General features: G+C 71.5%; 24 protein-coding genes and 1 pseudogene. 12 read left to right on the forward strand and 13 right to left on the reverse strand.

The features are described 5' to 3' along the window. Positions 1-35: 35 nt before the first annotated feature. A complete protein-coding gene (locus ACIP84_RS26430; RefSeq protein WP_319310387.1) occupies positions 36-758 on the reverse strand; it encodes a SigE family RNA polymerase sigma factor in 723 nt (240 codons plus the stop codon). A 170-nt stretch (positions 759-928) separates the two neighbouring features. Between ACIP84_RS26430 and afsQ1 the strand changes: the two genes are divergently transcribed. The 5 genes from afsQ1 to ACIP84_RS26455 all read left to right on the forward strand — a co-directional run bounded on the left by afsQ1 (position 929) and on the right by ACIP84_RS26455 (position 4,803). Then, complete coding sequence (gene afsQ1, locus ACIP84_RS26435; RefSeq protein WP_017239746.1) at positions 929-1,606, forward strand: two-component system response regulator AfsQ1; 678 nt, start codon at positions 929-931, stop codon at positions 1,604-1,606. Next, a complete protein-coding gene (locus tag ACIP84_RS26440) occupies positions 1,603-3,132 on the forward strand; it encodes a HAMP domain-containing sensor histidine kinase (RefSeq protein ID WP_355969925.1) in 1,530 nt (509 codons plus the stop codon). Before afsQ1 ends, ACIP84_RS26440 begins: the two co-directional genes overlap by 4 nt. Next, complete coding sequence (locus ACIP84_RS26445) at positions 3,129-3,737, forward strand: hypothetical protein (protein ID WP_401800835.1); 609 nt, start codon at positions 3,129-3,131, stop codon at positions 3,735-3,737. The genes ACIP84_RS26440 and ACIP84_RS26445 overlap by 4 nt, the downstream gene beginning before the upstream one ends. A 193-nt stretch (positions 3,738-3,930) precedes the next feature. After that, positions 3,931-4,512, forward strand: a complete 582-nt coding sequence (locus ACIP84_RS26450) for a VanZ family protein (RefSeq protein ID WP_401800838.1) — start codon at positions 3,931-3,933, stop codon at positions 4,510-4,512. A 90-nt stretch (positions 4,513-4,602) separates the two neighbouring features. Beyond that, positions 4,603-4,803: a PspC domain-containing protein gene (locus tag ACIP84_RS26455; protein WP_319310396.1), complete on the forward strand. Its 201-nt coding sequence runs from the start codon at positions 4,603-4,605 to the stop codon at positions 4,801-4,803. A gap of 84 nt (positions 4,804-4,887) precedes the next feature. On the opposite strand, the gene ACIP84_RS26460 is transcribed toward ACIP84_RS26455, so the two are convergent. Together ACIP84_RS26460 and ACIP84_RS26465 are read right to left on the reverse strand one after the other, a co-directional pair. After that, entirely contained in the window at positions 4,888-5,259 is a 372-nt protein-coding gene (locus ACIP84_RS26460; protein ID WP_355969932.1) for a hypothetical protein, read from the reverse strand. 173 nt (positions 5,260-5,432) lie between these two features. Then, a complete protein-coding gene (locus ACIP84_RS26465; protein WP_401800841.1) occupies positions 5,433-6,587 on the reverse strand; it encodes an adenosine deaminase in 1,155 nt (384 codons plus the stop codon). A 105-nt stretch (positions 6,588-6,692) separates the two neighbouring features. On the opposite strand from ACIP84_RS26465, the gene ACIP84_RS26470 reads away from it, so the two are divergent. The 3 genes and pseudogenes from ACIP84_RS26470 to ACIP84_RS26480 all read left to right on the forward strand — a co-directional run bounded on the left by ACIP84_RS26470 (position 6,693) and on the right by ACIP84_RS26480 (position 8,636). Further along, positions 6,693-7,466, forward strand: coding sequence for a GNAT family N-acetyltransferase (locus tag ACIP84_RS26470; protein ID WP_401800844.1), 774 nt, complete (start codon positions 6,693-6,695; stop codon positions 7,464-7,466). Positions 7,467-7,470: 4 nt separating this feature from the next. Then, positions 7,471-7,734 (forward strand): annotated as a pseudogene (locus tag ACIP84_RS26475) (LD-carboxypeptidase); the annotation flags it as partial. A 125-nt stretch (positions 7,735-7,859) separates the two neighbouring features. Continuing rightward, complete coding sequence (locus tag ACIP84_RS26480) at positions 7,860-8,636, forward strand: alpha/beta hydrolase (protein ID WP_401800847.1); 777 nt, start codon at positions 7,860-7,862, stop codon at positions 8,634-8,636. On the opposite strand, the gene ACIP84_RS26485 is transcribed toward ACIP84_RS26480, so the two are convergent. Then, positions 8,622-9,635 carry a LysR family transcriptional regulator gene (locus tag ACIP84_RS26485; protein WP_401800849.1) on the reverse strand — a complete coding sequence of 338 codons (1,014 nt, stop codon included), beginning with the start codon at positions 9,633-9,635 and terminating at the stop codon, positions 8,622-8,624. The genes ACIP84_RS26480 and ACIP84_RS26485 overlap by 15 nt on opposite strands. A 62-nt stretch (positions 9,636-9,697) precedes the next feature. On the opposite strand from ACIP84_RS26485, the gene ACIP84_RS26490 reads away from it, so the two are divergent. The 3 genes from ACIP84_RS26490 to ACIP84_RS26500 all read left to right on the forward strand — a co-directional run bounded on the left by ACIP84_RS26490 (position 9,698) and on the right by ACIP84_RS26500 (position 12,825). Beyond that, positions 9,698-10,981, forward strand: coding sequence for an MFS transporter (locus tag ACIP84_RS26490; RefSeq protein WP_401800852.1), 1,284 nt, complete (start codon positions 9,698-9,700; stop codon positions 10,979-10,981). Positions 10,982-11,058: 77 nt separating this feature from the next. Continuing rightward, the gene (locus ACIP84_RS26495; RefSeq protein ID WP_355969950.1) at positions 11,059-11,766 is read left to right on the forward strand and encodes a L,D-transpeptidase; all 708 of its coding nucleotides are present in this window, start codon (positions 11,059-11,061) and stop codon (positions 11,764-11,766) included. A gap of 84 nt (positions 11,767-11,850) precedes the next feature. Beyond that, entirely contained in the window at positions 11,851-12,825 is a 975-nt protein-coding gene (locus ACIP84_RS26500; RefSeq protein ID WP_355969953.1) for a sigma-70 family RNA polymerase sigma factor, read from the forward strand. A 76-nt stretch (positions 12,826-12,901) separates the two neighbouring features. On the opposite strand, the gene ACIP84_RS26505 is transcribed toward ACIP84_RS26500, so the two are convergent. Further along, a complete protein-coding gene (locus ACIP84_RS26505; RefSeq protein WP_401800856.1) occupies positions 12,902-13,177 on the reverse strand; it encodes an STAS domain-containing protein in 276 nt (91 codons plus the stop codon). A 65-nt stretch (positions 13,178-13,242) separates the two neighbouring features. Here ACIP84_RS26505 and ACIP84_RS26510 point away from each other — a divergent pair, with 65 nt between their 5' ends. After that, a complete protein-coding gene (locus tag ACIP84_RS26510; RefSeq protein ID WP_401800858.1) occupies positions 13,243-13,902 on the forward strand; it encodes an HAD family hydrolase in 660 nt (219 codons plus the stop codon). Here the strand turns inward: ACIP84_RS26510 and ACIP84_RS26515 are convergent. The 8 genes from ACIP84_RS26515 to ACIP84_RS26550 form a co-directional block, all read right to left on the reverse strand. Beyond that, a complete protein-coding gene (locus tag ACIP84_RS26515; protein ID WP_401800861.1) occupies positions 13,895-14,485 on the reverse strand; it encodes a Uma2 family endonuclease in 591 nt (196 codons plus the stop codon). The two genes, ACIP84_RS26510 and ACIP84_RS26515, sit on opposite strands and share 8 nt — an antisense overlap. Positions 14,486-14,602: 117 nt before the next feature. Beyond that, a complete protein-coding gene (locus tag ACIP84_RS26520; protein ID WP_401800863.1) occupies positions 14,603-15,880 on the reverse strand; it encodes a thymidine phosphorylase in 1,278 nt (425 codons plus the stop codon). 80 nt (positions 15,881-15,960) lie between these two features. Continuing rightward, complete coding sequence (locus ACIP84_RS26525; RefSeq protein ID WP_401800865.1) at positions 15,961-16,365, reverse strand: cytidine deaminase; 405 nt, start codon at positions 16,363-16,365, stop codon at positions 15,961-15,963. Further along, complete coding sequence (locus ACIP84_RS26530; protein ID WP_355966413.1) at positions 16,362-17,624, reverse strand: ABC transporter permease; 1,263 nt, start codon at positions 17,622-17,624, stop codon at positions 16,362-16,364. The genes ACIP84_RS26525 and ACIP84_RS26530 overlap by 4 nt, the downstream gene beginning before the upstream one ends. Further along, positions 17,621-18,739, reverse strand: coding sequence for an ABC transporter permease (locus ACIP84_RS26535; protein WP_355966410.1), 1,119 nt, complete (start codon positions 18,737-18,739; stop codon positions 17,621-17,623). Before ACIP84_RS26535 ends, ACIP84_RS26530 begins: the two co-directional genes overlap by 4 nt. Then, positions 18,736-20,448: an ABC transporter ATP-binding protein gene (locus ACIP84_RS26540; RefSeq protein WP_355966407.1), complete on the reverse strand. Its 1,713-nt coding sequence runs from the start codon at positions 20,446-20,448 to the stop codon at positions 18,736-18,738. Before ACIP84_RS26540 ends, ACIP84_RS26535 begins: the two co-directional genes overlap by 4 nt. Positions 20,449-20,554: 106 nt before the next feature. Further along, positions 20,555-21,613 carry a BMP family ABC transporter substrate-binding protein gene (locus ACIP84_RS26545; protein ID WP_355966404.1) on the reverse strand — a complete coding sequence of 353 codons (1,059 nt, stop codon included), beginning with the start codon at positions 21,611-21,613 and terminating at the stop codon, positions 20,555-20,557. A gap of 304 nt (positions 21,614-21,917) precedes the next feature. Continuing rightward, positions 21,918-23,138 carry an amidohydrolase gene (locus ACIP84_RS26550; RefSeq protein WP_355966401.1) on the reverse strand — a complete coding sequence of 407 codons (1,221 nt, stop codon included), beginning with the start codon at positions 23,136-23,138 and terminating at the stop codon, positions 21,918-21,920. Positions 23,139-23,165: the final 27 nt, after the last annotated feature.

A 23,165-nucleotide genomic window follows, 5' to 3' on the forward strand; every position in this document is an offset into this window, starting at 1 on the left:
CCCCCGTAGCCCCCGTGGGTCTTTCCCCCCAGCCTTCAGGCCACCAGCTCGCCGAAGGACTCCTCCTCGTCACGGCCGAAGCTGAGCACCTCGTCCTCACGCAGTCGCCGCAGCGACCGCCAGATGCTCGACTTCACCGTGCCGACACTGATGTCCAGGATCTCCGCGATCTCCGGATCGGTACGGCCCTCGTAGTAACGCAGCACCAGCATCGTCCGCTGGAGCTCGGGCAGTCGGGCCAGCGCCTGCCACAGCACCGCGCGCAGCTCCGTGCCGCGCATCGCGTCCGTCTCGCCCACCGTCTCCGGGAGCTCCTCGGTCGGGTACTCGTTGAGCTTGCGCCGGCGCCAGGCGCTGATGTGCAGATTGGTCATGGTGCGGCGGAGGTACCCGCCGACCGCGGCCTTGTCACTGATCCGCTCCCAGGCGCGGTACGTGGAGAACAGCGCGCTCTGGAGCAGGTCCTCGGCCTCGAACCGGTCACCGGTCAGGTGGTAGGCGGTGGCGTACAGGGAGGCACGACGCTCCTGGACGTAGGCCGTGAACTCGGCCTCCGAACAGTTGCGCTCCCCCGTGACCTCCCCGTACGCCGCTCCCCCGTCAGCAATGGCCACCATGTACGGCGCCTTGCGCTGACGCCCGACGCTGCGAACGCACCCCCGCCCGTTCGTGACAGCGCCGGACTTCTCCGTGCTCCGCACGACGTCGTGGAGACGCGTGACTACTGCGCTTGAGGTGGTGCTGTGCAGTGCGTTCATCCGGCGCCCCCCGTCGGTTGGAGTGTGTTTCGGTCCGTGTGCAATGAAGCTTGCCCATCGGACTTCATGGCGCTGTCCGCCGACTGTCACAGGCGTGTCACAGGGGCCCGGCCGGAAGCGCGCCTCCCAGCGGTCGAACTCGGACGGCCGAATGCGACAGAATGCTGCCCGTGCCTTTTCTGTTGCTGATCGAGGACGACGACGCCATCCGCACGGCCCTCGAACTCTCCCTGTCGCGGCAGGGCCACCGGGTGGCCACCGCCGCGACCGGTGAGGACGGCCTCCAGCTGTTGCGCGAGCAGCGGCCGGACCTGGTCGTGCTCGACGTCATGCTGCCCGGCATCGACGGCTTCGAGGTCTGCCGGCGGATCCGCCGCACGGACCAGTTGCCGATCATCCTGCTGACCGCGCGCAGCGACGACATCGACGTGGTCGTGGGCCTGGAGTCCGGAGCCGACGACTATGTCGTCAAGCCGGTGCAGGGCCGCGTCCTCGACGCCCGGATCCGGGCCGTGCTGCGGCGCGGGGAGCGGGAGTCGACGGACTCGGCGACCTACGGCTCGCTGGTGATCGACCGCTCCGCGATGACGGTCACCAAGAACGGCGAGGACCTCCAGCTCACCCCGACCGAGCTGCGGCTGCTCCTGGAACTCAGCCGCCGGCCCGGACAGGCGCTCTCCCGGCAGCAGTTGCTGCGACTCGTCTGGGAGCACGACTACCTGGGCGACTCGCGGCTCGTCGACGCCTGTGTGCAGCGGCTGCGCGCCAAGGTGGAGGACGTGCCATCCTCGCCGACGCTCATCCGTACGGTGCGCGGCGTCGGCTACCGGCTGGACGTTCCTGCGTGAGCAAGGGGATCGTCACGCGGCTGCGTCTCTCCAGCCTGCGGCTGCGTCTTGTCGTCGTCTTCGCCCTGGTCGCCCTCACCGCGGCCGTCGCCGCCTCCGGCATCGCGTACTGGCTGAACCGCGAGGCGGTGCTGACGCGTACCCAGGACGGGGCGCTCAACGACTTCCGGCAGGAGATGCAGAACCGGGCGGCGACGCTGCCGCTGCGGCCCACGCAGGAGGACCTGCGGCGGACGGCCGAGCTGATGGCGACGGGCAGCGCCAACTACCAGGTGCTGCTGCTCGGCGAGCGGGACGCGGGCAAGCCGATCGTCGGCGCCTCTGACCCGGACGACTTCACCCTGGCCGACGTGCCGCGCCCGCTGCGCGAGGCCGTGGACACCGAACGGCCGGTGACGGAGGCCAACCCCTACCCGTACCACCTGTTCTGGCAGCGTACGGAGCGGAACGGCACGCCGTACCTGGTCGGCGGCACGCGCATCGACGGCGGCGGGCCCGCCGGCTACATGTTCAAGTCGCTGGCCGCGGAAAAGGCCGATCTGAACTCGCTCGCCTGGTCGCTCGGGATCGCGACCGCGCTCGCGGTGGCCGGATCCGTGCTGCTCGCGCAGGTCGCGGCGACCACCGTGCTGCGCCCGGTGCACCGGCTCGGCGAAGCGGCCAAGCAGCTCGGCGAGGGCAAGCTCGACACCCGGCTCCGGGTCACCGGCGCCGACGAACTGGCCGACCTCACCAGAACGTTCAACAGCGCCGCCGAGTCCCTGCAGAAGAAGGTCGCGGACATGAGCGCCCGCGAGGAGTCCTCCCGGCGGTTCGTCGCCGACATGTCGCACGAGCTGCGGACCCCGCTGACCGCGCTCACCGCCGTCACGGAGGTCCTGGAGGACGAGCAGGACTCCCTCGACCCGATGATCGCCCCGGCCGTCGCCCTGGTGGTCAGCGAGACCCGGCGGCTCAACGACCTCGTCGAGAACCTGATGGAGGTGACCCGCTTCGACGCGGGCACCGCCCGGCTCGTCCTCGACGAGGTGGACATCGCCGACCAGATCACCGCGTGCATCGACGCGCGCGCGTGGCTCGACGCGGTCGACCTGGACGCCGAGCGCGGCATCGTCGCGCCGCTCGACCCGCGCCGGCTCGACGTGATCCTGGCGAACCTGATCGGGAACGCGCTGAAGCACGGCGGTTCGCCGGTCCGGGTCTCGGTGCGCACCGAGGACGACGAACTGGTCATCGCCGTACGCGACCACGGCCCCGGCATCCCCGAAGAGGTGCTGCCGCACGTCTTCGACCGTTTCTACAAGGCGAGCGCCTCCCGGCCCCGGTCCGAAGGCAGCGGGCTCGGCCTGTCGATCGCCATGGAGAACGCGCTGATCCACGGCGGTTCGATCACCGCCGCCAACTCCGTCGGCGAGGACGGTGCGGTGGACGGCGCGGTGTTCGTACTGCGGCTGCCGCTCGACGCGTCGGGGATCACCCGCGAGGTGCAGACCCGCAGCAGCCAGGGCGAGGTGGAGGAAGCGTGAGACGCCGCACCGTGGGGCGTACGGCCGTGCTGGCCGGACTCGTCGCACTCACCGCGCTGGCCACCGGCTGCGGGATCAGGACCACGTCGGTCCCGGTGGACGCCGGCGCCGCCCCGTCCCGGGTCCCGTGCAGCGTGACCCAGGAGGGGACGACCGGCACGCCGGTGCAGGGGGTGCCGGTCCGGGTGTTCCTGGTCTGCGGCTCGCAGCTGGAGGCGGTGGACCGGCGCTCGCTGCCGGAGGAGAAGGCGGGCGGCGACCCGGTGCGCACGGCGTCGGGGCTACTGGCGCAGCTGCTGGCCGAGCCCTCGGAGAGCGAGCAGCGGGCCGGGTTCACGACGGCGGTCCGCGGCCCGCTGGTGGTGGGCCGCGGGCACAAGGGCGACCCGGCGGGCACGCTGCGGCTGAGCCGCCAGCCGGAGGACCTGGCGCCGACGGCCCTGTCGCAGCTGGTCTGCACGTTCGCGGCGAGTTCGGCGGGGGCGGGGGGGCAGACGGTGCTGCTGGGCGGGCCGGGGGCGTACGCGCCGAAGCGCTACCGCTGCACGGCCGAACTCCGAGAACGCCCGGAATCCGCCCCGCCCACAGCCCCGACCTCCGGCTGACGCCCCGTTGGGGGCATTCGTTCCGCTGGGGCGTGGGGGTGGAAGGTGGCCCGCGCGGCGGGGGCGGGGCGCGGTGTGTGGTCCGCGCGGCGGGGCGCGGTGGGTGGTCCGGACAGGGGTGGCGGGGGCGGCGGGCGCAGCTCGCGTGGGGTTCGGCGGAACCGGGGGCGCTGTTCGGGGCGTCTTGGGGGGCGTGCAGCGTCAAGGTTCGGGCGGCAGTGCCGCCGTGGTCGTCCGCGTGGCGGGGTTCGCCCTCGTCCTCGCGCATCTGCTGCTCGTCGCCTGGGTCAGCCTGCGCCCACGGGATGTCGCCTGGGTCACCGCCCCGAACATCGTCCCCCTCGACGGCCTCCGCGCCGACCTCGCCCTCGGTACCGCCGAGGCCGTCCGGCTGATCGGCGAGGGCCTGCTGCTCCTCGCCCCGCTCGGGATCCTGCTGCCGATGGCCGACGGACGACTCCATGTCTCCGGGTGGGCGTCCCTCACGCGTACGACCGCCGCGGGTGCTCTGGTGTCCCTCGCCGTGGAGCTGCTGCAGACCGCCGTGCCCGGTCAGGTCGTGGACGTGGACTCGGTCCTCCTGAACACGGCCGGTGTGGCGCTCGCGCATCTTCTCTTCGTCCCGGCCGGCCGCACCTGGCTGCGCCGCAGGTCGGACGAGGAGCGGGTGGACTCCTCCGTGGGGAGCAGGCCGGGTCGGGGTCCGGCCCTGCTGCGGAACGAGGGGTCTCAGGGTGCGACCCCGACGATTCCCAGGGTCCCGATCGCCCGGTAGACCGACGCCCCGGCAGGCCCTCCGGCGGCACCATGGAGTCATCGGGAGCCCGACGGAGCGGCTCCCGGACCGACTCCGAAGGAGCCCACCATGGCCGCACTGACCCGCCCTCGTGACGGACGCGTGATCGGCGGAGTGTGCGCGGGCCTGGCCCGGCGCTTCGGCATCTCCGCGAACACGATGCGTCTGATCTTCCTGGTCTCGTGCCTGCTGCCCGGCCCGCAGTTCCTGATCTACCTCGGCCTGTGGATCTTCATGCCGGACGAGCGGAAGGCCACCACCGCCTGGTGACGCGGCCACGCCGAAGGGGCGCGTGCCCGGGAGACCGGGTGCGCGCCCCTTCGGCGTACGGAGAGCCGGGTACGGCCCCCGGGGTCAGCCGATCGGCAGGCCGCCCGCGCCCAGCGGCAGGCCGCCGAGGAGGCCGCCCAGCGGGGTGGCGCCCAGGCCGCCGGCGGCGGCGTCGAGCGGGAGGCTCTGGGTGGCCTGCCCGGCGGCGGCCGGGAGGGTCTTCACGCCCTGGTCGAGACCCTGGCCGAGGGCGCCCTGGCCGGCACCGAGGGACTCGGCCGCGCCGTCGGGGAGCTTGGTGAGGTCGTCACCCAGCGGCACGGTCTGGGTCACCAGGCCGAGCGCGTCGGGGGCGGCGGGTGCGACCGGGGCGGCGGAGGCCGTGCCGGCGGCGGCAGCGGCGAAAGCGGCACCGAGAGCGGCGACACCGAGCTTCTTGGCGGCAGACTGCTTCATCTGAAAATCTTCCTTGGGGAATCCGGGGGCTTCCGGGAAAGCCGGGCGGGGAAATCCTGGGAATGCAGAGCGGCTCTGCAACCTAACCAGTGATCGACCCGTCCGCAAACACCGGAAAGCGGCCGGGTGTCGCGCTTTTCCCGGCCGCTCGGTTCCCCTTGACGGGGCGGTGTTCAGCCCGCCGTACGCGAAGAGTCGCTGGTCGTGGCGGTCTGCTGGAACAGCCATTCGGACTTCAGCTCGGCATATCCGGGCTTGATGACCTCGTTGATCATGGCCAGGCGTTCATCGAAAGGAATGAACGCTGATTTCATCGCATTGACCGTGAACCACTGCATGTCATCGAGCGTGTAATCGAACGCCTCGGTCAGCAGCTCGAATTCGCGGCTCATGCTGGTCCCGCTCATGAGCCGGTTGTCGGTGTTGACCGTGGCCCGGAAGTGCAGCTTGCGGAGCAGCCCGATGGGGTGTTCGGCGAACGAGGCCGCGGCACCGGTCTGGAGGTTGGAGGAGGGGCACATCTCCAGCGGGATCCGCTTGTCGCGGACGTAGGCGGCGAGCCGGCCGAGGGTCACCGAGCCGTCGTCGTCGACCTCGATGTCGTCGATGATCCGGACGCCGTGCCCGAGCCGGTCGGCGCCGCACCACTGGAGCGCCTGCCAGATCGACGGCAGCCCGAAGGCCTCGCCGGCGTGGATGGTGAAGTGGTTGTTCTCCCGCTTGAGGTACTCGAAGGCGTCGAGGTGGCGGGTGGGCGGGTAGCCGGCCTCGGCGCCCGCGATGTCGAAGCCGACGACGCCGGTGTCGCGGTAGCGGTTGGCGAGCTCGGCGATCTCCAGGGCGCGAGCGGCGTGCCGCATCGCGGTGAGCAGCGCGCCGACCCGGATGCGGTGCCCGTTGGCCCTGGCCTGCCGCTCGCCCTCGCGGAAGCCCTCGTTGACGGCCTCGACGACCTCCTCAAGGGTGAGGCCGGCCTCCAGGTGCTGCTCGGGGGCGTAGCGCACCTCCGCGTACACGACGCCGTCCTCGGCGAGGTCGACGGCGCACTCGGCGGCGACGCGGAAGAGGGCGTCACGGGTCTGCATGACGGCGCAGGTGTGCGCGAAGGTCTCCAGGTACCGCTCGAGGGACCCGGAGTCGGCGGCTTCGCGGAACCAGATGCCGAGCTTGTCGGGCTCCGTCTCGGGGAGCTGCTGATAGCCCTGCTCCCGGGCGAGTTCGATGATCGTGCCGGGGCGCAGTCCGCCGTCGAGGTGGTCGTGGAGCAGCACCTTCGGGGCACGGCGGATCTGGTCCGCGGTGGGGACGCTGGGGGTCTGGCTCGTCATTTCCGCACTCTAGCCCCTACGCGCGTAGAGCGCGCCCCGTGGCGCCGCGTCCGTCCCGGGGTATTTCGGATGCGGCCCGGAACCGTGAACACCTAGCGTGGGCCCATGACTTCCGCGGCCCCCGACGCTGAACTGCGGCGCATCCACGACTCCGTGTCCGGCTTCCACCGACGGCAGGCGGACCGGGTCGTCGACTTCCCCGGCGGCTTCGCCGCGCTCGACGACCGGTACACGCACTCCCGGGGCAACAACCACGTCCTGGTCGACGGATCGACCGACCCCGAGGCGCTGCCCGCGCGGGCCGAGGAACTGCTCGGCCATCTCCCGTACCGGCTCGTGTACGTCGTCGACGGCGAGGTCGCGGCCGCCTGCCGGGGTCCGCTGGAGCGGGCCGGCTACACCCACGCGGCCACGTATCTCATGCGGCACACCGGTCGGGTCCCGGCGCACGCCGGGGCCCGGCAGGTGGATCTGGAGGAGCTGCGCGCGCCGGCCTCGGAGGCCTGGCGCCGGTTCGTGCCGGGGGTGTCCGACGAGGAGGTCCACCACCTGGTGGAGCGGCGGCTGGCCCGGCTCGGGGCCGCGGACGACGTACGGTTCCTCGCCGCGTACACCGAGGACGGCGAGGTGGCCTCGTGGGCGGACCTGTACCTCGACCCGGCGGCCGGCGTCGCCCGGATCGAGGACCTGGTCACCGCCGAGGCGCACCTCGGGCGGGGCCACGCCGGACGGGTCCTCGACACGGCGCTGCACCTGGCGGCCGAGGCCGGCTGCGACCTCCGCTTCCTGAGCGCGAACGAGGGGAACTGGCCGCACCGCTGGTACGGGCGGAAGGGCTTCACCGTCGTGGACACCCTCCACTGCTTCGAGCGGGTGTAGCGGCATGCCGACACCCGTGCACCCGCCCAAGCCGCGGCCCGGCGACAAGGTCGCGGTCGTCTCCCCGTCGAGCGGCCTGCCGGGGCTCCTCCCGATGCCCTACGAGCTGGGTCTCGACCGGCTGCGGCGGGAGTTCGGCCTGGTCCCGGTCGAGTACCCGACCACACGCGCCTGGGTCTCGACGCCCCGGGAGCGCGCCGCCGACCTGAACGCCGCGTTCGCCGACCCGGAGATCAAGGCCGTCATCGCGAGCATCGGCGGCGTCGACGGTCCCGCGCGGCGGATCACCGTCACGTACTGAACTCGGCCGGACAAGGGTGCCCCGCCGGACGATACGTAACAGAGACCGCGCGTACGGCTGGCGTACACCTCTCCTTCTGAGACTGTTCTGTCATGGCGCACTTCGCACTCGTGGGGCCGCCCGAAACCCGGAGACCCCGGCTCGGTCGGCCTGTTGGAGGTTCCCGCACGTCGGCGGCGGTGGGCGGCGTGGTGCTGCTCCTTCCGGACGGCGAGCCGGAGTCGGGCCGGCGCGCCTCCGCGCTGGCGCACGCGGCGATGCTGCCGCTCGGGCGCGGACTGGTGCGGGCGGGCCGGTCCGAGGGGCTCGTCGCCCATGTGGTGCGCTACCGCGGGCGCGGCTGGAACGGCACCGACGCGAACCTCGCGGCGGACGCCTCCTGGGCCGTCGCGGAGACGGTGCGGCGCTACGGCGACGTCCCGGTCGCCCTCGTCGGCCACGGCCTCGGCGGCAGGGCGGCGCTTCGCGCGGCCGGGCACGGCGCGGTCGGCGCGGTCCTCGCGCTCGCCCCGTGGCTGCCGGAGGAGGACAGGGCGGCGGAACCGGAGGCCGTACGGCAGCTGGTGGGCCGCCGGGTGCTGCTCGTGCACGGGACGAACGACGCGCGTACGGACCCGGAGTTGTCGTTCCGGTACGCCGAGCGGGCGAAGAAGGCGAACCGCGACACCTGCCGGTTCGAGGTGCACTCGGACGGTCACGCGCTGCGGCAGTACGCGGACGAGGTGCGGGCCCTCGCCGCCGACTTCGTGCTCGGGGCGCTCTTCGCCCGGCCGGTCGCCCGGCCGGTGGCCGACGCGCTGGCCGCTCCCCCGCCGCTGGGCCTGCGGATGCCGCTCGCGGCGGGCTTCGGGGGCTCACTCCGCAGGTGAGGGCCCCGCCGCGTCGGTCTCCGCCGGGACCAGGGGCGCCGCGGGCTCCTTCGGGAGCAGATGGCCGCGCCTGCCGAGCAGGAACTTCTTGAAGGCGGCCACCGGGGCCGTGTCCGGGTGGCCGTCCAGCCAGGCGACGCCGATCTCGCGGACCGCGCGCGGTGCGGTGACGGTGAGTTCGACGACGCCGGGGCGCGGCACGGCGGGCGGCGGCAGCAGGGCGACGCCGAGGCCGGCGGCGACCAGGCCGCGCAGGGTCTCGGCCTCCTCGCCCTCGAAGGCGATCCGGGGCCGGAAGCCGGCGTCCGCGCACAGGTCGTCGGTGATGCGGCGGAGTCCGTAGCCAGGTTCCAGGGTCACGAAGGTCTCGTCGGCGGCCTCGGCGAGGCGGACGCGTTTGCGGCCCGCGAGCCGGTGGTCGTCGGGGACGACGAGCCGGAGCCGCTGCTCGTCGAGGCGCCGGGCGACCAGGTCGGGGGCGTCCGGCACCGGCGAGGTCAGGCAGAGGTCGAGGTCGCCGGCCCGGAGCCGTTCGATCATGGCCTCGCCGTAGTTCTGGACGAGGGTGAAGCGGATCCCCGGGTGGTCGACGCGGAACGCGCGGATGAGGCCGGGCACGGTCTCGGAGCCCATGGTGTGGAGGAAGCCGAAGGCGACGCGGCCGGCGGTGGGGTCGGCGTCGGCCCGTACGGTGTCGGCGGCCCGCTCCACCTCGGCGAGGGCCCGTTCGGCGGCGGTGAGGAAGCGGCGCCCGGCGGGGGTGAGGGAGACCGTGCGGCCGCGGCGGGCGAAGAGGCTGACGCCGAGGTCCTGTTCGAGCCGGACCACCGCGCGGGAGAGCGTGGACTGCGGGACGCCCATCTCGGCCGCGGCCCTGGTCACATGCTCGTGCCGGGCGACCGCGGCGAAGTACGCGAGCCGCGGGGCGAGCAGCGGTCCCATGTCTTCTTCGTTACTGTTCGGTGACAGGCGAGGCTGTGACCTGTACTCATGCACCATGGGAACGATTACAGCAGTTCCGTGCATTGGACGCATGAAGCGGGGCGTCCTACGTTCGAGACATGCCTTCCGCCAGTACCGAGGCGGCCGCCACCCACGCGTCCGCCGACACCCGCCCCGCCCCTGCCGACACCCGCCTCGCCCCCGGCGCCCCCGGTTACCGCCGTCTGAGCCTCGCGCTCTTCGCCGCCGGCCTCGCCGCGTTCGCGCTCCTCTACTCCACGCAGGCCCTCCTCCCGGCCATCTCGGCCGAGTTCGGCGCCACCGCCTCCGCCGCCTCCTGGACGGTCTCGGCCGCGACCGGCGCCCTCGCCCTGTGTGTGATCCCGCTCAGCGCCCTGTCGGAGCGCTTCGGCCGGCGCACGATGATGATCGCCTCGCTGACGGTCGCGGTCGGCATCGCGCTCCTCGTGCCGCTCGCCCCGAACCTGGAGTCCCTGGTCGCCCTCCGCGCGATCCAGGGCGCCGCGCTCGCCGGGCTGCCGGCCTCCGCGATGGCCTTCCTCGCCGAGGAGGTCCGCCCCAAGGCGCTGATCGCCGCGATCGGCCTGTTCGTGGCGGGCAACTCGGTCGGCGGCATGAGCGGCCGGCTGGTGACCGGCTGGGTGGCCCAGATGTGGGGCTGGCGGGCGGGTCTGGCCGCCGTCGGCCTGACGTCCCTGCTGTGCGCGCTGGCCTTCCGGGCGTTGCTGCCGAAGGCACGGCACTTCACGCCCGGCACGCTCAACCCGAGGGCGCTGGCCCGGACCGTGCGGAGGCACCTCGCGGACCCGCTGCTGATGCGGCTGTACGCGATCGGCGCCCTGTTCATGACGGTGTTCGGCGCGGTGTACACCGTGATCGGCTACCGCCTGGTCGAGGCCCCGTTCTCGCTGCCGCAGGGCGTGATCGGCTCGATCTTCCTGATCTACCTGGTCGGTACGGTCTCCTCCGCCGCCGCGGGCCGGCTCGTCGGCCGGCTCGGCCGGCGCGGGGCGCTCTACCTGGCGGTCTCCACCACCGCCGCGGGCCTGCTGCTCTCGCTCTCCGACGCGCTGCCGGCGGTCCTCGCGGGCCTCGTCCTGATCACGGCCGGCTTCTTCGCGGGCCACGCGGTCGCCTCCTCCTCGGTGAGCCGGACGGCCACCACGGGCCGCGCGCAGGCCTCGGCGCTCTACCAGTCCGCGTACTACCTGGGCAGCAGCGCGGGCGGCACGCTCGGTGCGATCGCGTTCCACGCCGGCGGGTGGGCCGGCACGGTCCTGATCGGTCTCGTCGCGGTCCTCGGTGTCGTCTCGGTGACCCTGTACGGCAGTCACAGCGCGCGCGTGGAGGCACGGCAGGGACGGCTCGCCGCGTCCTGCTGATCGCGGCCGGATCCGCTGCAACTGAGTCGCTCCCCCGGACGTCCTGACAGATAGGACTCAAGGGGGAGTTGACGATCATGAAGAGAATCACGGGTCGGATAGCCAGAAGAGCCGGTATCGCCGCCGGCCTCACCTCGCTGGTGCTGCCGATGACGATCGCGCTCGGTGCGGCTCCGGCGCAGGCGGCGTCCTGCAACGTGACGACGGGCCCGTACCAGAAGCAGGTGGAGAAGTTCCTCGGCCGCACGGCCGACGGACGCCAGTCGCTCGCCGACTGCAAGGCCATCCAGGCCTTCCAGAAGAAGCACGGCATCACCCCGGCCGCGGGGTACGCCGGGACGATCACCTGGCGCACGATGAACACGATGAACCAGCAGAAGGCGGCGGGGTCCAACCCCAACAAGGACCGCAAGTGTCCGACCAACCGGGGCCGGATCGCGTGCGTCGACCTCACCCGCCAGCTCAGCTGGATCCAGGACGGCTCGCGCCTCAAGTACGGGCCCGTGCCGGTCCGTACGGGCAAGGACGGCACCGAGACCCGGACCGGGTCGAAGAAGATCTACTGGCGGAACATCAACCACTGGTCGACGCTCTACCACGTCTCCATGCCGTACTCGCAGTTCTTCGACGGCGGACAGGCCTTCCACTCGACGACCAAGTCCATGTGGAACCCGCCGGGTTCGGGCGGCTGCGTCAACATGCGCTCCGCGGACGCCAAGGCGTACTGGAACCTGCTCAGGAACGGCGACGACGTCTACATCTACGGGCGCAAGCCGGGAACCTGACCCCGACTGTCAGTCCGCTGCGGTAGCTTCCCTCTCACCGGCACCGAACGGGTGCCGGTGAGGGGTGAGTGGGGTGTGGACCCGATGAGCGACGCCGCGACCGCGACGACCGACCAACTCGACACGTACCGCCGGGAGCTGACCGGTTACTGCTACCGGATGCTCGGATCCTCCTTCGAGGCGGAGGACGCGGTGCAGGACACCATGGTGCGGGCCTGGAAGGCCATCGACTCCTTCGAGGGGCGCTCCTCCCTGCGGTCCTGGCTCTACCGGATCGCCACCAACGTCTGCCTGGACGCGCTGAACGCGGGCAACCGGAGGGCACGGCCGATGGACCTGACCTCTCCGACGCCGGTCGCGCAGGCGCAGCTCGTGAAGCAGCCCGAGATCACCTGGCTGGAGCCCGTCCCCGACGGGCGGGTGCTGCCCTCGGTCGCCGACCCGGCGGAGGCGGCCGTCTCCCGGGAGACCGTGCGGCTCGCGTTCGTGGCCGCGCTCCAGCATCTGCCGCCCAAGCAGCGGGCGGTGCTCATCCTGCGCGAGGTGCTGGCCTGGAAGGCGAGCGAGGTCGCCGAGCTCCTCGACACCTCCGTCGCCTCGGTCAACAGCGCCCTCCAGCGGGCCCGCGCGACGCTGGCCGAGCAGGCGCCGGCCGCCTCCGACACCGCGAACCCCCTCGACGAGGAGCAGAAGGCCCTCCTGGAGCGCTATGTCGCCGCGTTCGAGGGCTACGACATGAAGGCGCTCACCGCGCTCCTCCACGAGGACGCGACCATGTCCATGCCGCCGTACGACCTCTGGCTCCAGGGGCACGACGACATCGTCGGTTGGATGCTGGGCGTCGGCGAGGTGTGCGCGGGCTCGAAGCTGGTGCCGACCGTGGCGAACGGCTCCCCGGCCTTCGCCCAGTACCACCCGGACCCGTCGACGGGCGGCTTCAGCCCGTGGGCGCTGATCGTCCTGGAGCTCCGGGACGGCAAGGTCGCCGGGATGGACTTCTTCCTGGACACCGAGCGCTGGTTCCCGCTCTTCGACCTGCCGGCCCGGCTGGAGGCGTAGGGGCCCGGCTAGGCCCTGTCGTCAAACTCCCGTCTGCCCCGCCCTTCGGGCGACGACGGGAGTTTGACGACAGGGCCTAGGTCGGCAGCGTTCCGTCGAGACCGGTGAGGAGGAGCAGGGCCCGCAGGTCGGGCCCCGCTCCGTCGAACCGGATCCGGTGCCCGCTGCGCCCGGCGGCGAGTTTCAGCCGGGCGAGGGCGTCGACGGCGGTGAGGTCGGCGGGCGCGAGGGCGCCGACCTCGCAGACCACGTCCCCGGGCGGCGCGGCCCGGAGCTCGGTACACAGACGCGCCACCTCGTCCCCGGTGGGGCGGGCGGTCAGGGTCACGACGAGCGGTCGACTGGTGTCCACACGGCTTGAGACCGGCCCTCGGACCAGAACTCATCGGTGATCACTTCGGCCTTAGGGTCGGGATCATGACTCCTGAACCCGCCGAACTGGTGATCTTCGACTGCGACGGCGTCCTGGTGGACAGCGAGCGGATCTACTGCCGTGTGGACCGGGAGGTGTTCGCGAGCCTCGGGGCGGAGTTCACCGAGGCGGAGATGGTCGAGTACTTCGTCGGCTCCCCGCACGACATGCTCACCGCGATCGTGGAGGAGCGGCGGGGCCGCCCGCTGGAGCCCGACTGGCAGGCACCCTTCAAGCAGCGGTACGAGGACGCCCTGGACGCGGAACTGACGGCCGTGGAGGGGGTCACGGACCTGCTGGACGCGCTGGCCGTCCCGTACTGCCTCGCCTCCAACGGCAGCCACGCCTCCATCCGGAAGAACCTCGGCCGCGCGGGCCTCCTGGACCGCTTCGAGGGGCGGATGTTCAGCGCCCGCGACGTCGCACGGGGCAAGCCGGCCCCGGACCTCTTCCTGCACGCGGCGGCCACGATGGGCGTCCCGCCGGAGCGCTGCGCGGTGGTCGAGGACAGCCCGTACGGCGTCAGGGCGGCCCGGGCGGCCGGCATGCGCGCCTTCGGCTACACCGGCGGCCTGACCCCGGCGGCCAGCCTGGCGGGCCCGGCCACGGTGGTCTTCGAGGACATGCGGGAGCTGAGGGGGCTGCTGGGAGCAGGGCTCAGCTGACCGGGAACTCCGCCGTTTCGAGGGCGAGGTCGAAGGGGGCGGGGAGGTGGATCTCCTCCCCGAACGGCACGGCGCGCAGGACGCGGTAGACGTCGCCCTTCGGCTCTCCGTAGAGGGTCACGGTGGGGCCGCCGGGGGCGTGCGCGTCGATGAGGAGGTACAGCGGGACTCCCGCTCGCGCGTACGCGGCCGCCTTCGTGATGCGGTCGTGGTTCGCGTTCGAGGGCGAGGTGACTTCGGCAACGAGCTCGACGGCATCGGCTGCCACGTACTGGCCGGGTCCGTCGAGCACCGCCAAGGGAAGAACGGCGAGGTCCGGAATGAACATGCCCCTGCGCGCGGGCACGGCAATCGCCTGCGTCTGCACCACGCCCCACTCTTCCGGAATGCCGAGAACCAGCCGCCGATGCACCCGCGAGGCGATGGAGTTGTGACGGCTGGCCGGTGACGGCGCCACGGTGATGATCCCCTCGATGATCTCCACCTTGCAGCCCTCGGGCCAGTCCATCGACTCCCAGCGACGGACCAGGTCCTCCCAGCCGTTGCCCTGGCTGTTCCGGGGCTCGGCAGCGAGTGCGCTCATCGCGGTCTCCTCTATCGGTGCGTCACCGATCCCAGCATGCCGAACGGGACCGGTGCAGGTCCACCGGTCCCGTTCACCCGAAGGTGTCACTGGCACATGCCAGCGTCGATCAGGGCACTACGCGATGCGGTCCAGCACGATCGGGTTCGGGGTGAAGGACGTGCCCTCCGCCGCGATGTCCCAGGCCGAGCCCAGGGACTGCAGCGCGTAGTCGAACTTCTCCGGGGTGTCCGTGTGGAGGGTGACGAGCGGCTGGCCCGCCGTCACCGTGTCGCCCGGCTTGGCGTGGATCTCGACGCCCGCGCCGGCCTGCACCGGGTCCTCCTTGCGGGCGCGGCCCGCGCCCAGGCGCCAGGCGGCGATGCCGATGTCGTAGGCGTCGAGGCGGGTCAGGACGCCGGAGGACGGGGCGGTGACGACGTGCTGCTCGCGGGCGACCGGGAGGGCCGCGTCCGGGTCGCCGCCCTGGGCCGCGATCATCCGGCGCCAGTGGTCCATCGCCGAGCCGTCGGCCAGCGCCTTCGCCGGGTCGGCGTCCTCGATGCCGGCCGCCGCGAGCATCTCGCGCGCCAGCGCGATGGTCAGCTCGACGACGTCCGCCGGGCCGCCGCCGGCCAGGACCTCGACCGACTCGCGGACCTCCAGGGCGTTGCCGGCGGTGAGGCCGAGCGGGGTCGACATGTCGGTGAGCAGCGCGACCGTCTTCACGCCGCTGTCGGTGCCGAGGCCGACCATCGTGGAGGCGAGCTCGCGGGCGTCCTCGATGTTCTTCATGAAGGCGCCGGTGCCGACCTTGACGTCGAGGACCAGGGAGCCGGTGCCCTCGGCGATCTTCTTCGACATGATCGAGGAGGCGATGAGCGGGATCGCCTCCACCGTGCCCGTGACGTCGCGGAGCGCGTACAGCTTCTTGTCCGCCGGGGCCAGGCCGTCGCCCGCCGCGCAGATGACCGCGCCGGTGGTGTCGAGGACGTGCAGCATCTCCTCGTTGGAGAGCAGCGCGCGCCAGCCGGGGATGGACTCCAGCTTGTCGAGCGTGCCACCGGTGTGGCCGAGGCCGCGGCCGGAGAGCTGCGGGACGGCCGCGCCGCAGGCGGCGACGAGCGGGGCGAGCGGGAGGGTGATCTTGTCGCCGACGCCGCCGGTGGAGTGCTTGTCCGCGGTCGGGCGGGAGAGGGAGGAGAACTCCATGCGCTCGCCGCTCGCGATCATCGCCGCCGTCCAGCGGGCGATCTCCGCGCGGTTCATGCCGTTCAGCAGGATGGCCATGGCCAGGGCGGACATCTGCTCGTCGGCGACCGCACCGCGGGTGTAGGCGTCGATGACCCAGTCGATCTGCTCCGGGCTCAGCTCACCCTTGTCCCGCTTCGTGCGGATGACGGAGATGACGTCCATGGTGGTGCCTCTTTCTACGCGCATAGAGGGGGAAAGGAGGAGCGGCCCTTCCCATCGTGCCGGAAGGGCCGCTCCGAGGTTTACTTCGCGAGGTGGTCCGGGCCGAATGCCTGCGGCAGCATCTCGGCGAGGGTCAGGAGCCCGGCGGGCGTCTCCAGTACGAGCTCGGGGCCCCCGAACTCGTACAGCAGCTGCCGGCAGCGGCCGCACGGCACCAGGGACTCGCCCTGGCCGTCCACGCACACGAAGTGCGTGAGGCGCCCGCCGCCGGTCGCCTGGAGCTCCGAGACGAGCCCGCACTCGGCGCACAGGCTGAGGCCGTACGAGGCGTTCTCCACGTTGCAGCCGGAGACCGTCCGCCCGTCCTCGACCCGGGCCGCCGCACCGACCGGGAAGCCCGAGTACGGGGCGTACGCACGGGCCATGGCCTCGCGCGCCGTGACGCGCAGGGCCTCCCAGTCGGCCTCGGCGAGGGCGGCCGTCACTTGCCCTGGCCCTTGCGGTACGGCAGGCCGTCCGCCTTCGGCATGCGCAGGCGCTGCGCCGAGAGGGCGAGCACGAGCAGGGTGGTGACGTACGGGGCCGCGTCGACGAACTGGCTCGGGACCTCGTCGGTCAGCGCGTACCAGAGGAAGAAGCCGCCGGAGAAGGCCGCGGAGATGACACCGACCACGTACTTCTTCTTGTACAGCTGCCACAGGGCGGCGATCAGCAGGAGCACGGCGACCAGCAGCAGCAGCGCGTGGACGTTCTCGGCGCCGCCGCGGAGCTTGAGGCTGTCGGTGAAGCCGAAGAGGCCCGCGCCGAGCGCCATGCCGCCGGGCATCCAGTTACCGAAGATCATCGCGGCGAGACCGATGTAACCGCGGCCGCCGGTCTGGCCCTCCTGGTAGATGCCGGTGGAGACGATCGCCAGGAACGCGCCGCCGAGGCCCGCGAGGGCGCCGGAGACGGTGACGGCGATGTACTTGTACTTGTAGACGTTCACGCCGAGGGACTCGGCCGCGACCGGGTTCTCACCGCAGGAGCGCAGGCGCAGGCCGAAGGCGGTGCGCCAGAGCAGCCACCAGGTGGCCGGGATCAGCAGCAGCGCGACGACCGTCAGGAGCGACAGGTTCGTCACGAGGCCGCCGAGGATGCCGGCCAGGTCGGAGATGAAGAACCAGTGCTTGGCCTGGAGATCGGTCAGCCAGTCCGAAAGACCCGGCACGGTGATCTCGTAGATCTCGTCGATGCGGGGGGACTGCTTGGAGGAGCCGCCCTCGGCCTCGGCGAACGTGAAGTTCGACAGGTACTGGGTGAAGCCGACCGCGAGGATGTTGACCGCCACACCGGAGACGATGTGGTTCACGTTGAACGTGACGGTGATGATCGCGTGCAGCAGACCGCCGAGCGCACCGCCGAGGAGACCGACCAGGACACCCGTCCAGGGGCCCCACTGGTATCCGGCCCAGGCGCCGAACCAGGTGCCGAGCACCATCATGCCTTCGAGGCCGATGTTGACGACGCCCGCGCGCTCGGCCCAGAGACCGCCGAGACCGGCGAGACCGATCGGCACGGCGAGCTTGAGCGCACCCGAGACCTGACCCACCGAGGTGAGGTCGTTGGCCCCGGAGACGGCCCGGACGAAGGAGAAGAGCAGAAGACCGGCCGCGACGATCAGCATGATCCACGGCAGGGTGAGCTTGCGGCGTCCGCCGCCCTTGGGCGCGGCGCTCGGCTTGGTGACAGTGCCGGTGCTCATGCCGAGACCTCCTTGTCGGTCTTGATGGCGCCGCCGGCGGCGAGTTCCTCGCCGACCTTCTGCTGCTGGCGGCGGAGGCCGTAACGGCGGACGAGCTCGTAGGAGACGACCACGGCGATCACGATGATGCCCTGCATGATCTTGGTGATCTCCTTCGGGTAGCCCTCGGTGTCCAGCGACGAGGAGGCCTTGTCGAGGAACGCGAAGAGCAGGGCCGCGAAGAAGATGCCGACCGGGTGGTTCCGGCCGAGCAGCGCGATGGTGATGGCGGTGAAGCCGACACCGACGGGGAAGTCGAGGCTGTACGTGTGGGACTCGCCGAGCAGCGTCGGCATGCCGGCGAGGCCGGCCAGCGCGCCCGAGAGCAGCATCGAGGTGAGGATCATCCTCTTGGCGTCGACGCCGCTGGCCTGGGCGGCGGACTCGCTGGCGCCGGTGGCGCGCAGGTCGAAGCCGAACCGGGTGCGGTTGAGGACGAACCAGTAGACGACGCCGAGGGCGAGCGCGACGAACGTGAAGCCGTAGATGACCCCGTTGCCCTCGCCCATGTCGATGCCGGGGAACCAGCCGGACTCGGAGATCTCACCGGTGGTGAGGTTGTTCGAGCCCTCCGGCTGGACGCCGAAGTTCTTCGGCAGGATCAGCCAGGCCACCAGCGAGGTCGCGATGGCGTTCAGCATGATCGTCGAGACGACCTCGGAGACACCGCGGGTGGTCTTCAGGATGCCGGCGATGCCGGCCCAGAAGGCTCCGGTGAACATCGCGACGAGCACGATCACGAGGATGTGCAGCGGGCCGGGAAGCTCGATCGAGGCGCCGACGAGGGCCGAGACCATCGCGGCGAGCCGGTACTGGCCGTCGACACCGATGTTGAAGAGGTTCATCCGGAAGCCGATGGCCACAGCCAGGGCCGCCAGGTAGTAGATCCCGGTCTGGTTGACGATCAGGACCTGGATGTCGGCGAAACCGGCGTTGTCGATCATCAGCCGGATCGGCTCGATCGGGTCGAGGCCCGTCGCCAGCAGCACCAGCACGGTGAGCACGAACGAGGTGACCAGGGCGAGCACCGGTCCCGCCGCGCCCAGGATCAACTTGTCCTTGTCGAACTTCATCATCGGGCGTCACCGTCTTCGGGCTGCTCTGCGCCTTCGAGCTGGCCGCTGGCGGCGCCGGTCATGGCGGAGCCGAGCTGCTCGGGCGTGATGGTGGCGGGGTCGGCGTCCGCGACGAGCTTGCCGCGGTACATGACCCGGAGGGTGTCGGAGAGACCGATCAGCTCGTCGAGGTCGGCGGAGATCAGCAGCACCGCGAGACCCTCGCGGCGGGCGTCCCGGATCGCGTCCCAGATCTGCGCCTGCGCGCCGACGTCCACACCGCGGGTGGGGTGGGCGGCGATCAGGAACTTGGGCGCGTGGCTCATCTCGCGCCCGACGATCAGCTTCTGCTGGTTGCCGCCGGAGAGGGAGGCCGCGGTGACGTCGATCCCGGGGGTGCGCACGTCGTACTCGCGGACGATCCGCTCGGTGTCCTTGCGCGCGGCCTTCGGGTCGAGGATGCCGCGCTTGGAGTTGGGCTCCTCGGTGACGTGACCGAGGATGCGGTTCTCCCAGAGCGGCGCTTCGAGGAGCAGGCCGTGGCGGTGGCGGTCCTCGGGGATGTAGCCGATGCCGCCCTCGCGGCGCTTGCGCACCGACACCTTGGAGATGTCCACGCCGTCGAGGGTGATGACGCCCGCGTCGGGGGTGGCCATGCCCATGAGGGTCTCGATGAGCTCGGTCTGGCCGTTGCCCTCGACACCGGCGATGCCGAGGATCTCGCCCTTGTGGATCGTGAGGGAGATGTCGTCGAGCAGCTTGCGGCCCCCGGCCGTCTCCTCCAGCACGACGACGGTCTTCGCCGGGTCAGGCGGTGCGGCGCTGGTCAGCGGGGTGGCGGCGACGGCGCCGGCCTCGGTCAGCGTCAGGTTCTGGACCTGGAGCATCGGAACGGTGGTGACCGTCGACTCGCGGGTCTCCGGCGAGGGCAGCTCGCTGCCGACCATCAGCTCGGCGAGCTGCTTGGTGGTGGCGGTCTTCGGGTCGGCGGTGCCGACGGTGGTGCCCCGGCGGATGACGGTGATGTCGTCGGCGACCTTCAGGACCTCGCCCAGCTTGTGGGAGATGAAGATGACGGTCAGGCCCTCGGACTTGAGCTCGCGCAGGTTGTCGAAGAGCGCGTCGACCTCCTGCGGGACGAGCACCGCGGTCGGCTCGTCGAGGATGAGGATCTTGGCGCCGCGGTAGAGGACCTTGAGGATCTCCACACGCTGCCGGTCGGCGACGCCGAGGTCCTCGACGAGGACGTCGGGGCGGACCCCGAGGCCGTACGCGTCGGAGATCTCCTGGATCTTCTTCCGCGCCTTGGCGCCGATGCCGTAGAGCTTCTCGCCGCCGAGGACGACGTTCTCCAGGACGGTGAGGTTGTCGGCGAGCATGAAGTGCTGGTGCACCATGCCGATGCCGCGCGCGATGGCGTCACCGGGGCTGGAGAAGGTGACCTGCTGGCCGTCGACCGCGATGGTGCCCTCGTCCGGCTTCTGCATGCCGTAGAGGATCTTCATGAGGGTCGACTTGCCGGCACCGTTCTCGCCGATGAGGGCGTGCACGGTGCCCTTGCGGACCGTGATGGCGATGTCCTTGTTGGCGACGACGCCGGGGAATCGCTTGGTGATGCCGTGCAGTTCTACGGCAGGGGGGCTGGACGCGTTGATGACGCACTCTCCTTGGCCGGAAGGAGTGGGAGCGGGAGGGCAGGGCGGGGTGAAGTTATCGTGCCAGGGAGACATCTACACGCGTAGCGCTGCCGAAAAATGAAATCCCGTACGGGAATGGGGCCCGGCAACGATGGGGGTGCCACCGTTGCCGGGCCTTGGGTCGTTGACCAGTGCGTCCTTACGGAGCGGTCTTGACCGTGATCTTGCCGTCGATGATGTCCTTCTTCGCCTTGTCCACCGCGGCGATGAGGTCCTTCATCTCCTTGTACTTCGGGTTGGAGTCGGACAGGGCGACGCCGTCCGTGGCGAGGCCGTAGCGGACCTCACCGGACTGCGGCTTGCCGTCCTGGACCGACTTGATCACGTTGAAGACGGAGTCCGAGACGTCCTTGGTGACCGAGGTCAGGATGCTGTCCTTGTACGAGGCCAGACCCGGCTGGTTGTACTGGTCGGAGTCGACACCGATCGCCCACTTGCCGGCGGCGGAGGCGGCCTCGATCGAGCCCGAGCCGGCCAGACCGGCGGCGGCGTAGATCACGTCGGCGCCCTTGTCGAGCTGGCCCTCCGCGGCGGCCTTGCCGAGGTCGGGCTTCGAGAAGCCGTCGAAGTTCGGCGGCTGGGTCAGGTACTGGACGAGCACCTTCGCCTTGGGGTTGGTGTCCTTGACGCCCTGCGCGAAGCCCGCCTCGAACTTCTTGATCAGCGGAACCTCGACACCGCCGATGAAGCCGACCGTGCCGGTCTTGGACGCCTTGGCGGCGGCGACGCCGGCCAGGTAGGAGCCCTGCTCCTCGTTGAAGACGAGGTTGGCGATGTTCGGGCCGGTCTTCGACGTGTCGTCGATGAGGCCGAAGGTGGTCTTCGGGTAGGCCTTGGCGACCTTCTCGATGGCCGGGGCGTAGGCGAAGCCGACGCCGATGACCGGGTTGTTCCCGGCGCGGGCGAGCGCGGTCAGGCGCTGCACCTTGTCGGCGTCGCCCTCACCCTCGGAGGGCTCGGCCTCGGCGCCCTTGACGCCGAGCTCGTCCTCGGCCTTCTTGAGGCCCGCGTAGGCGGCGTCGTTGAAGGACTGGTCGCCGCGGCCGCCGATGTCGTACGCGATGGCGGCCTTCGTGGCCTTCGCGCTCGAGCTCGGGCTGGAGCCGGAGTCCGTCGAAGACTTGCCACACGCGGTGGCGGAGAGGGCGAGCGCCGCGGAGGCGATGCCCACGGTCGTGATCCTGGTGATCCGGCGCAAGAGGAGGGTCCCTTCAAGACTGACCGAAAGCGCCTCTTCCGGCGCTGGTTTCGCGGCGATCGTAACGCGCGTAGATGTCAGTTAAAGACCCGTTCATGAGTCGTTATCGGATCGTCGCGAACCGGCCAGTCGAGGCGACCGGGGGCGTTCGGCCCGGTACCGCCGGTTATATCTCGGGGTCCGGGCGCCGGGAAGAGGGTCCGGGGGCGCCACGCCGGGCCGTTGGACCGGAGGGGGGACGCCGGTGGGCCGGACGGATGAAGCATCCGTCCGGCCGGAATCACGGCTGCCGTTTGGCCTGAAATCAGCGCTTTGGTGCCGCGTCGAGCAGCGCCGCCGCCGTGAAGAGCTCCACCGCGACCTCGATGCAGCGCTCGTCCACGTCGAAGTCGCCGGCGTGGAGGTCGCGGACCCGGGTGTCCCCGGGGGTGCGGACGCCGAGGCGGGCCATGGCGCCCGGCACGTGCTCCAGGTACCAGGAGAAGTCCTCGCCGCCGAGGCTCTGCTCGGTGTCCTCGATCGCGTACGGCCCGCGACGGGCGGTCATCGCGGACTGGAGCAGCTCGGTGACGGCCGGGTCGTTGACGACGGGCGGCACACCGCGCACGTAGGTCACGGTCGACTTGGCCCGGTGCAGGGTCGCGATCTCGTCGATCGCCGCGTGCACCAGGTCGGGCGCCTCCCGCCAGGTGGGCAGGTCGAGGCAGCGGACGGTGCCGGAGAGCTCGGCGTGCTGCGGGATGACGTTGCAGGCGTGGCCGGACTCGATACGGCCCCAGGTGACCGAGAGGCCCGAGCGGGCGTCGACGCGGCGGGACAGGACGGCGGGGACGTCGACGGCGACGCGGGCGGCGGCGGTGACGAGGTCGGTGGTGAGGTGCGGACGGGCGGTGTGGCCGCCGGGCCCGTCGAGCGTGACCTCCAGGCGGTCGCAGGCGGAGGTGATGGGACCGGTGCGGAGCCCGATCTTCCCTGCGTCCACCCTGGGGTCGCAGTGCACGGCGATGATCCGGCCGACCCCGTCGAGGACACCGGCCTCGACGGCGTCGGCGGCGCCGCCGGGGAGGACCTCCTCGGCGGGCTGGAAGAGCAGCCGCACGGGGGCCGGGAGGAGGCCCTGCCGGTCGAGCTCGGCGAGGACGAGTCCGGCGCCGAGGACGGTGGTGGTGTGGACGTCGTGTCCGCAGGCGTGGGCGCGGTTGGCCACGGTGGAGTGGTAGGCGACGGTCTTGACGTCGGGGATCGGCAGCGCGTCGAGGTCGGCGCGGATCGCGAGCATCGGCCGCTCGGGGTCCGGGGTGCCGATGTCACAGATGAGCCCGGTGCCGCCCGGCAGGACCTTCGGCGCGAGCCCGGCCGCCTCCAGGCGGGCCTTCAGCGCGGCGGTCGTACGGAACTCCTGGTTCCCGAGCTCCGGGTGCATGTGCAAGTCCCTGCGGAAGGCGATCAGTTCGACACGCAGGGGTTCGGACAGCGTTCCGGGCAGGGTGACGGAGCCTGGCTCTCGGGACTTCAACTGGTTCACCCTTTGAAGGGTAGGCCTCCGGAGAGG

The sequence above is a fragment of the Streptomyces sp. NPDC088707 genome, assembly GCF_044752725.1.
Taxonomy (GTDB): Bacteria; Actinomycetota; Actinomycetes; order Streptomycetales; family Streptomycetaceae; genus Streptomyces.

Excerpts from the sequence above, each read along its gene's own strand:
- ACIP84_RS26430 (WP_319310387.1), bottom strand. The coding sequence starts at position 758 with ATGAACGCACTGCACAGCACCACCTCAAGCGCAGTAGTCACGCGTCTC.
- ACIP84_RS26455 (WP_319310396.1), top strand. The coding sequence starts at position 4,603 with ATGGCCGCACTGACCCGCCCTCGTGACGGACGCGTGATCGGCGGAGTG.
- ACIP84_RS26460 (WP_355969932.1), bottom strand. The coding sequence starts at position 5,259 with ATGAAGCAGTCTGCCGCCAAGAAGCTCGGTGTCGCCGCTCTCGGTGCC.
- ACIP84_RS26465 (WP_401800841.1), bottom strand. The coding sequence starts at position 6,587 with ATGACGAGCCAGACCCCCAGCGTCCCCACCGCGGACCAGATCCGCCGT.
- ACIP84_RS26470 (WP_401800844.1), top strand. The coding sequence starts at position 6,693 with ATGACTTCCGCGGCCCCCGACGCTGAACTGCGGCGCATCCACGACTCC.
- ACIP84_RS26480 (WP_401800847.1), top strand. The coding sequence starts at position 7,860 with ATGGCGCACTTCGCACTCGTGGGGCCGCCCGAAACCCGGAGACCCCGG.
- ACIP84_RS26485 (WP_401800849.1), bottom strand. The coding sequence starts at position 9,635 with ATGGTGCATGAGTACAGGTCACAGCCTCGCCTGTCACCGAACAGTAAC.
- ACIP84_RS26490 (WP_401800852.1), top strand. The coding sequence starts at position 9,698 with ATGCCTTCCGCCAGTACCGAGGCGGCCGCCACCCACGCGTCCGCCGAC.
- ACIP84_RS26495 (WP_355969950.1), top strand. The coding sequence starts at position 11,059 with ATGAAGAGAATCACGGGTCGGATAGCCAGAAGAGCCGGTATCGCCGCC.
- ACIP84_RS26500 (WP_355969953.1), top strand. The coding sequence starts at position 11,851 with ATGAGCGACGCCGCGACCGCGACGACCGACCAACTCGACACGTACCGC.
- ACIP84_RS26510 (WP_401800858.1), top strand. The coding sequence starts at position 13,243 with ATGACTCCTGAACCCGCCGAACTGGTGATCTTCGACTGCGACGGCGTC.
- ACIP84_RS26515 (WP_401800861.1), bottom strand. The coding sequence starts at position 14,485 with ATGAGCGCACTCGCTGCCGAGCCCCGGAACAGCCAGGGCAACGGCTGG.
- ACIP84_RS26520 (WP_401800863.1), bottom strand. The coding sequence starts at position 15,880 with ATGGACGTCATCTCCGTCATCCGCACGAAGCGGGACAAGGGTGAGCTG.
- ACIP84_RS26530 (WP_355966413.1), bottom strand. The coding sequence starts at position 17,624 with ATGAGCACCGGCACTGTCACCAAGCCGAGCGCCGCGCCCAAGGGCGGC.
- ACIP84_RS26535 (WP_355966410.1), bottom strand. The coding sequence starts at position 18,739 with ATGATGAAGTTCGACAAGGACAAGTTGATCCTGGGCGCGGCGGGACCG.
- ACIP84_RS26540 (WP_355966407.1), bottom strand. The coding sequence starts at position 20,448 with ATGTCTCCCTGGCACGATAACTTCACCCCGCCCTGCCCTCCCGCTCCC.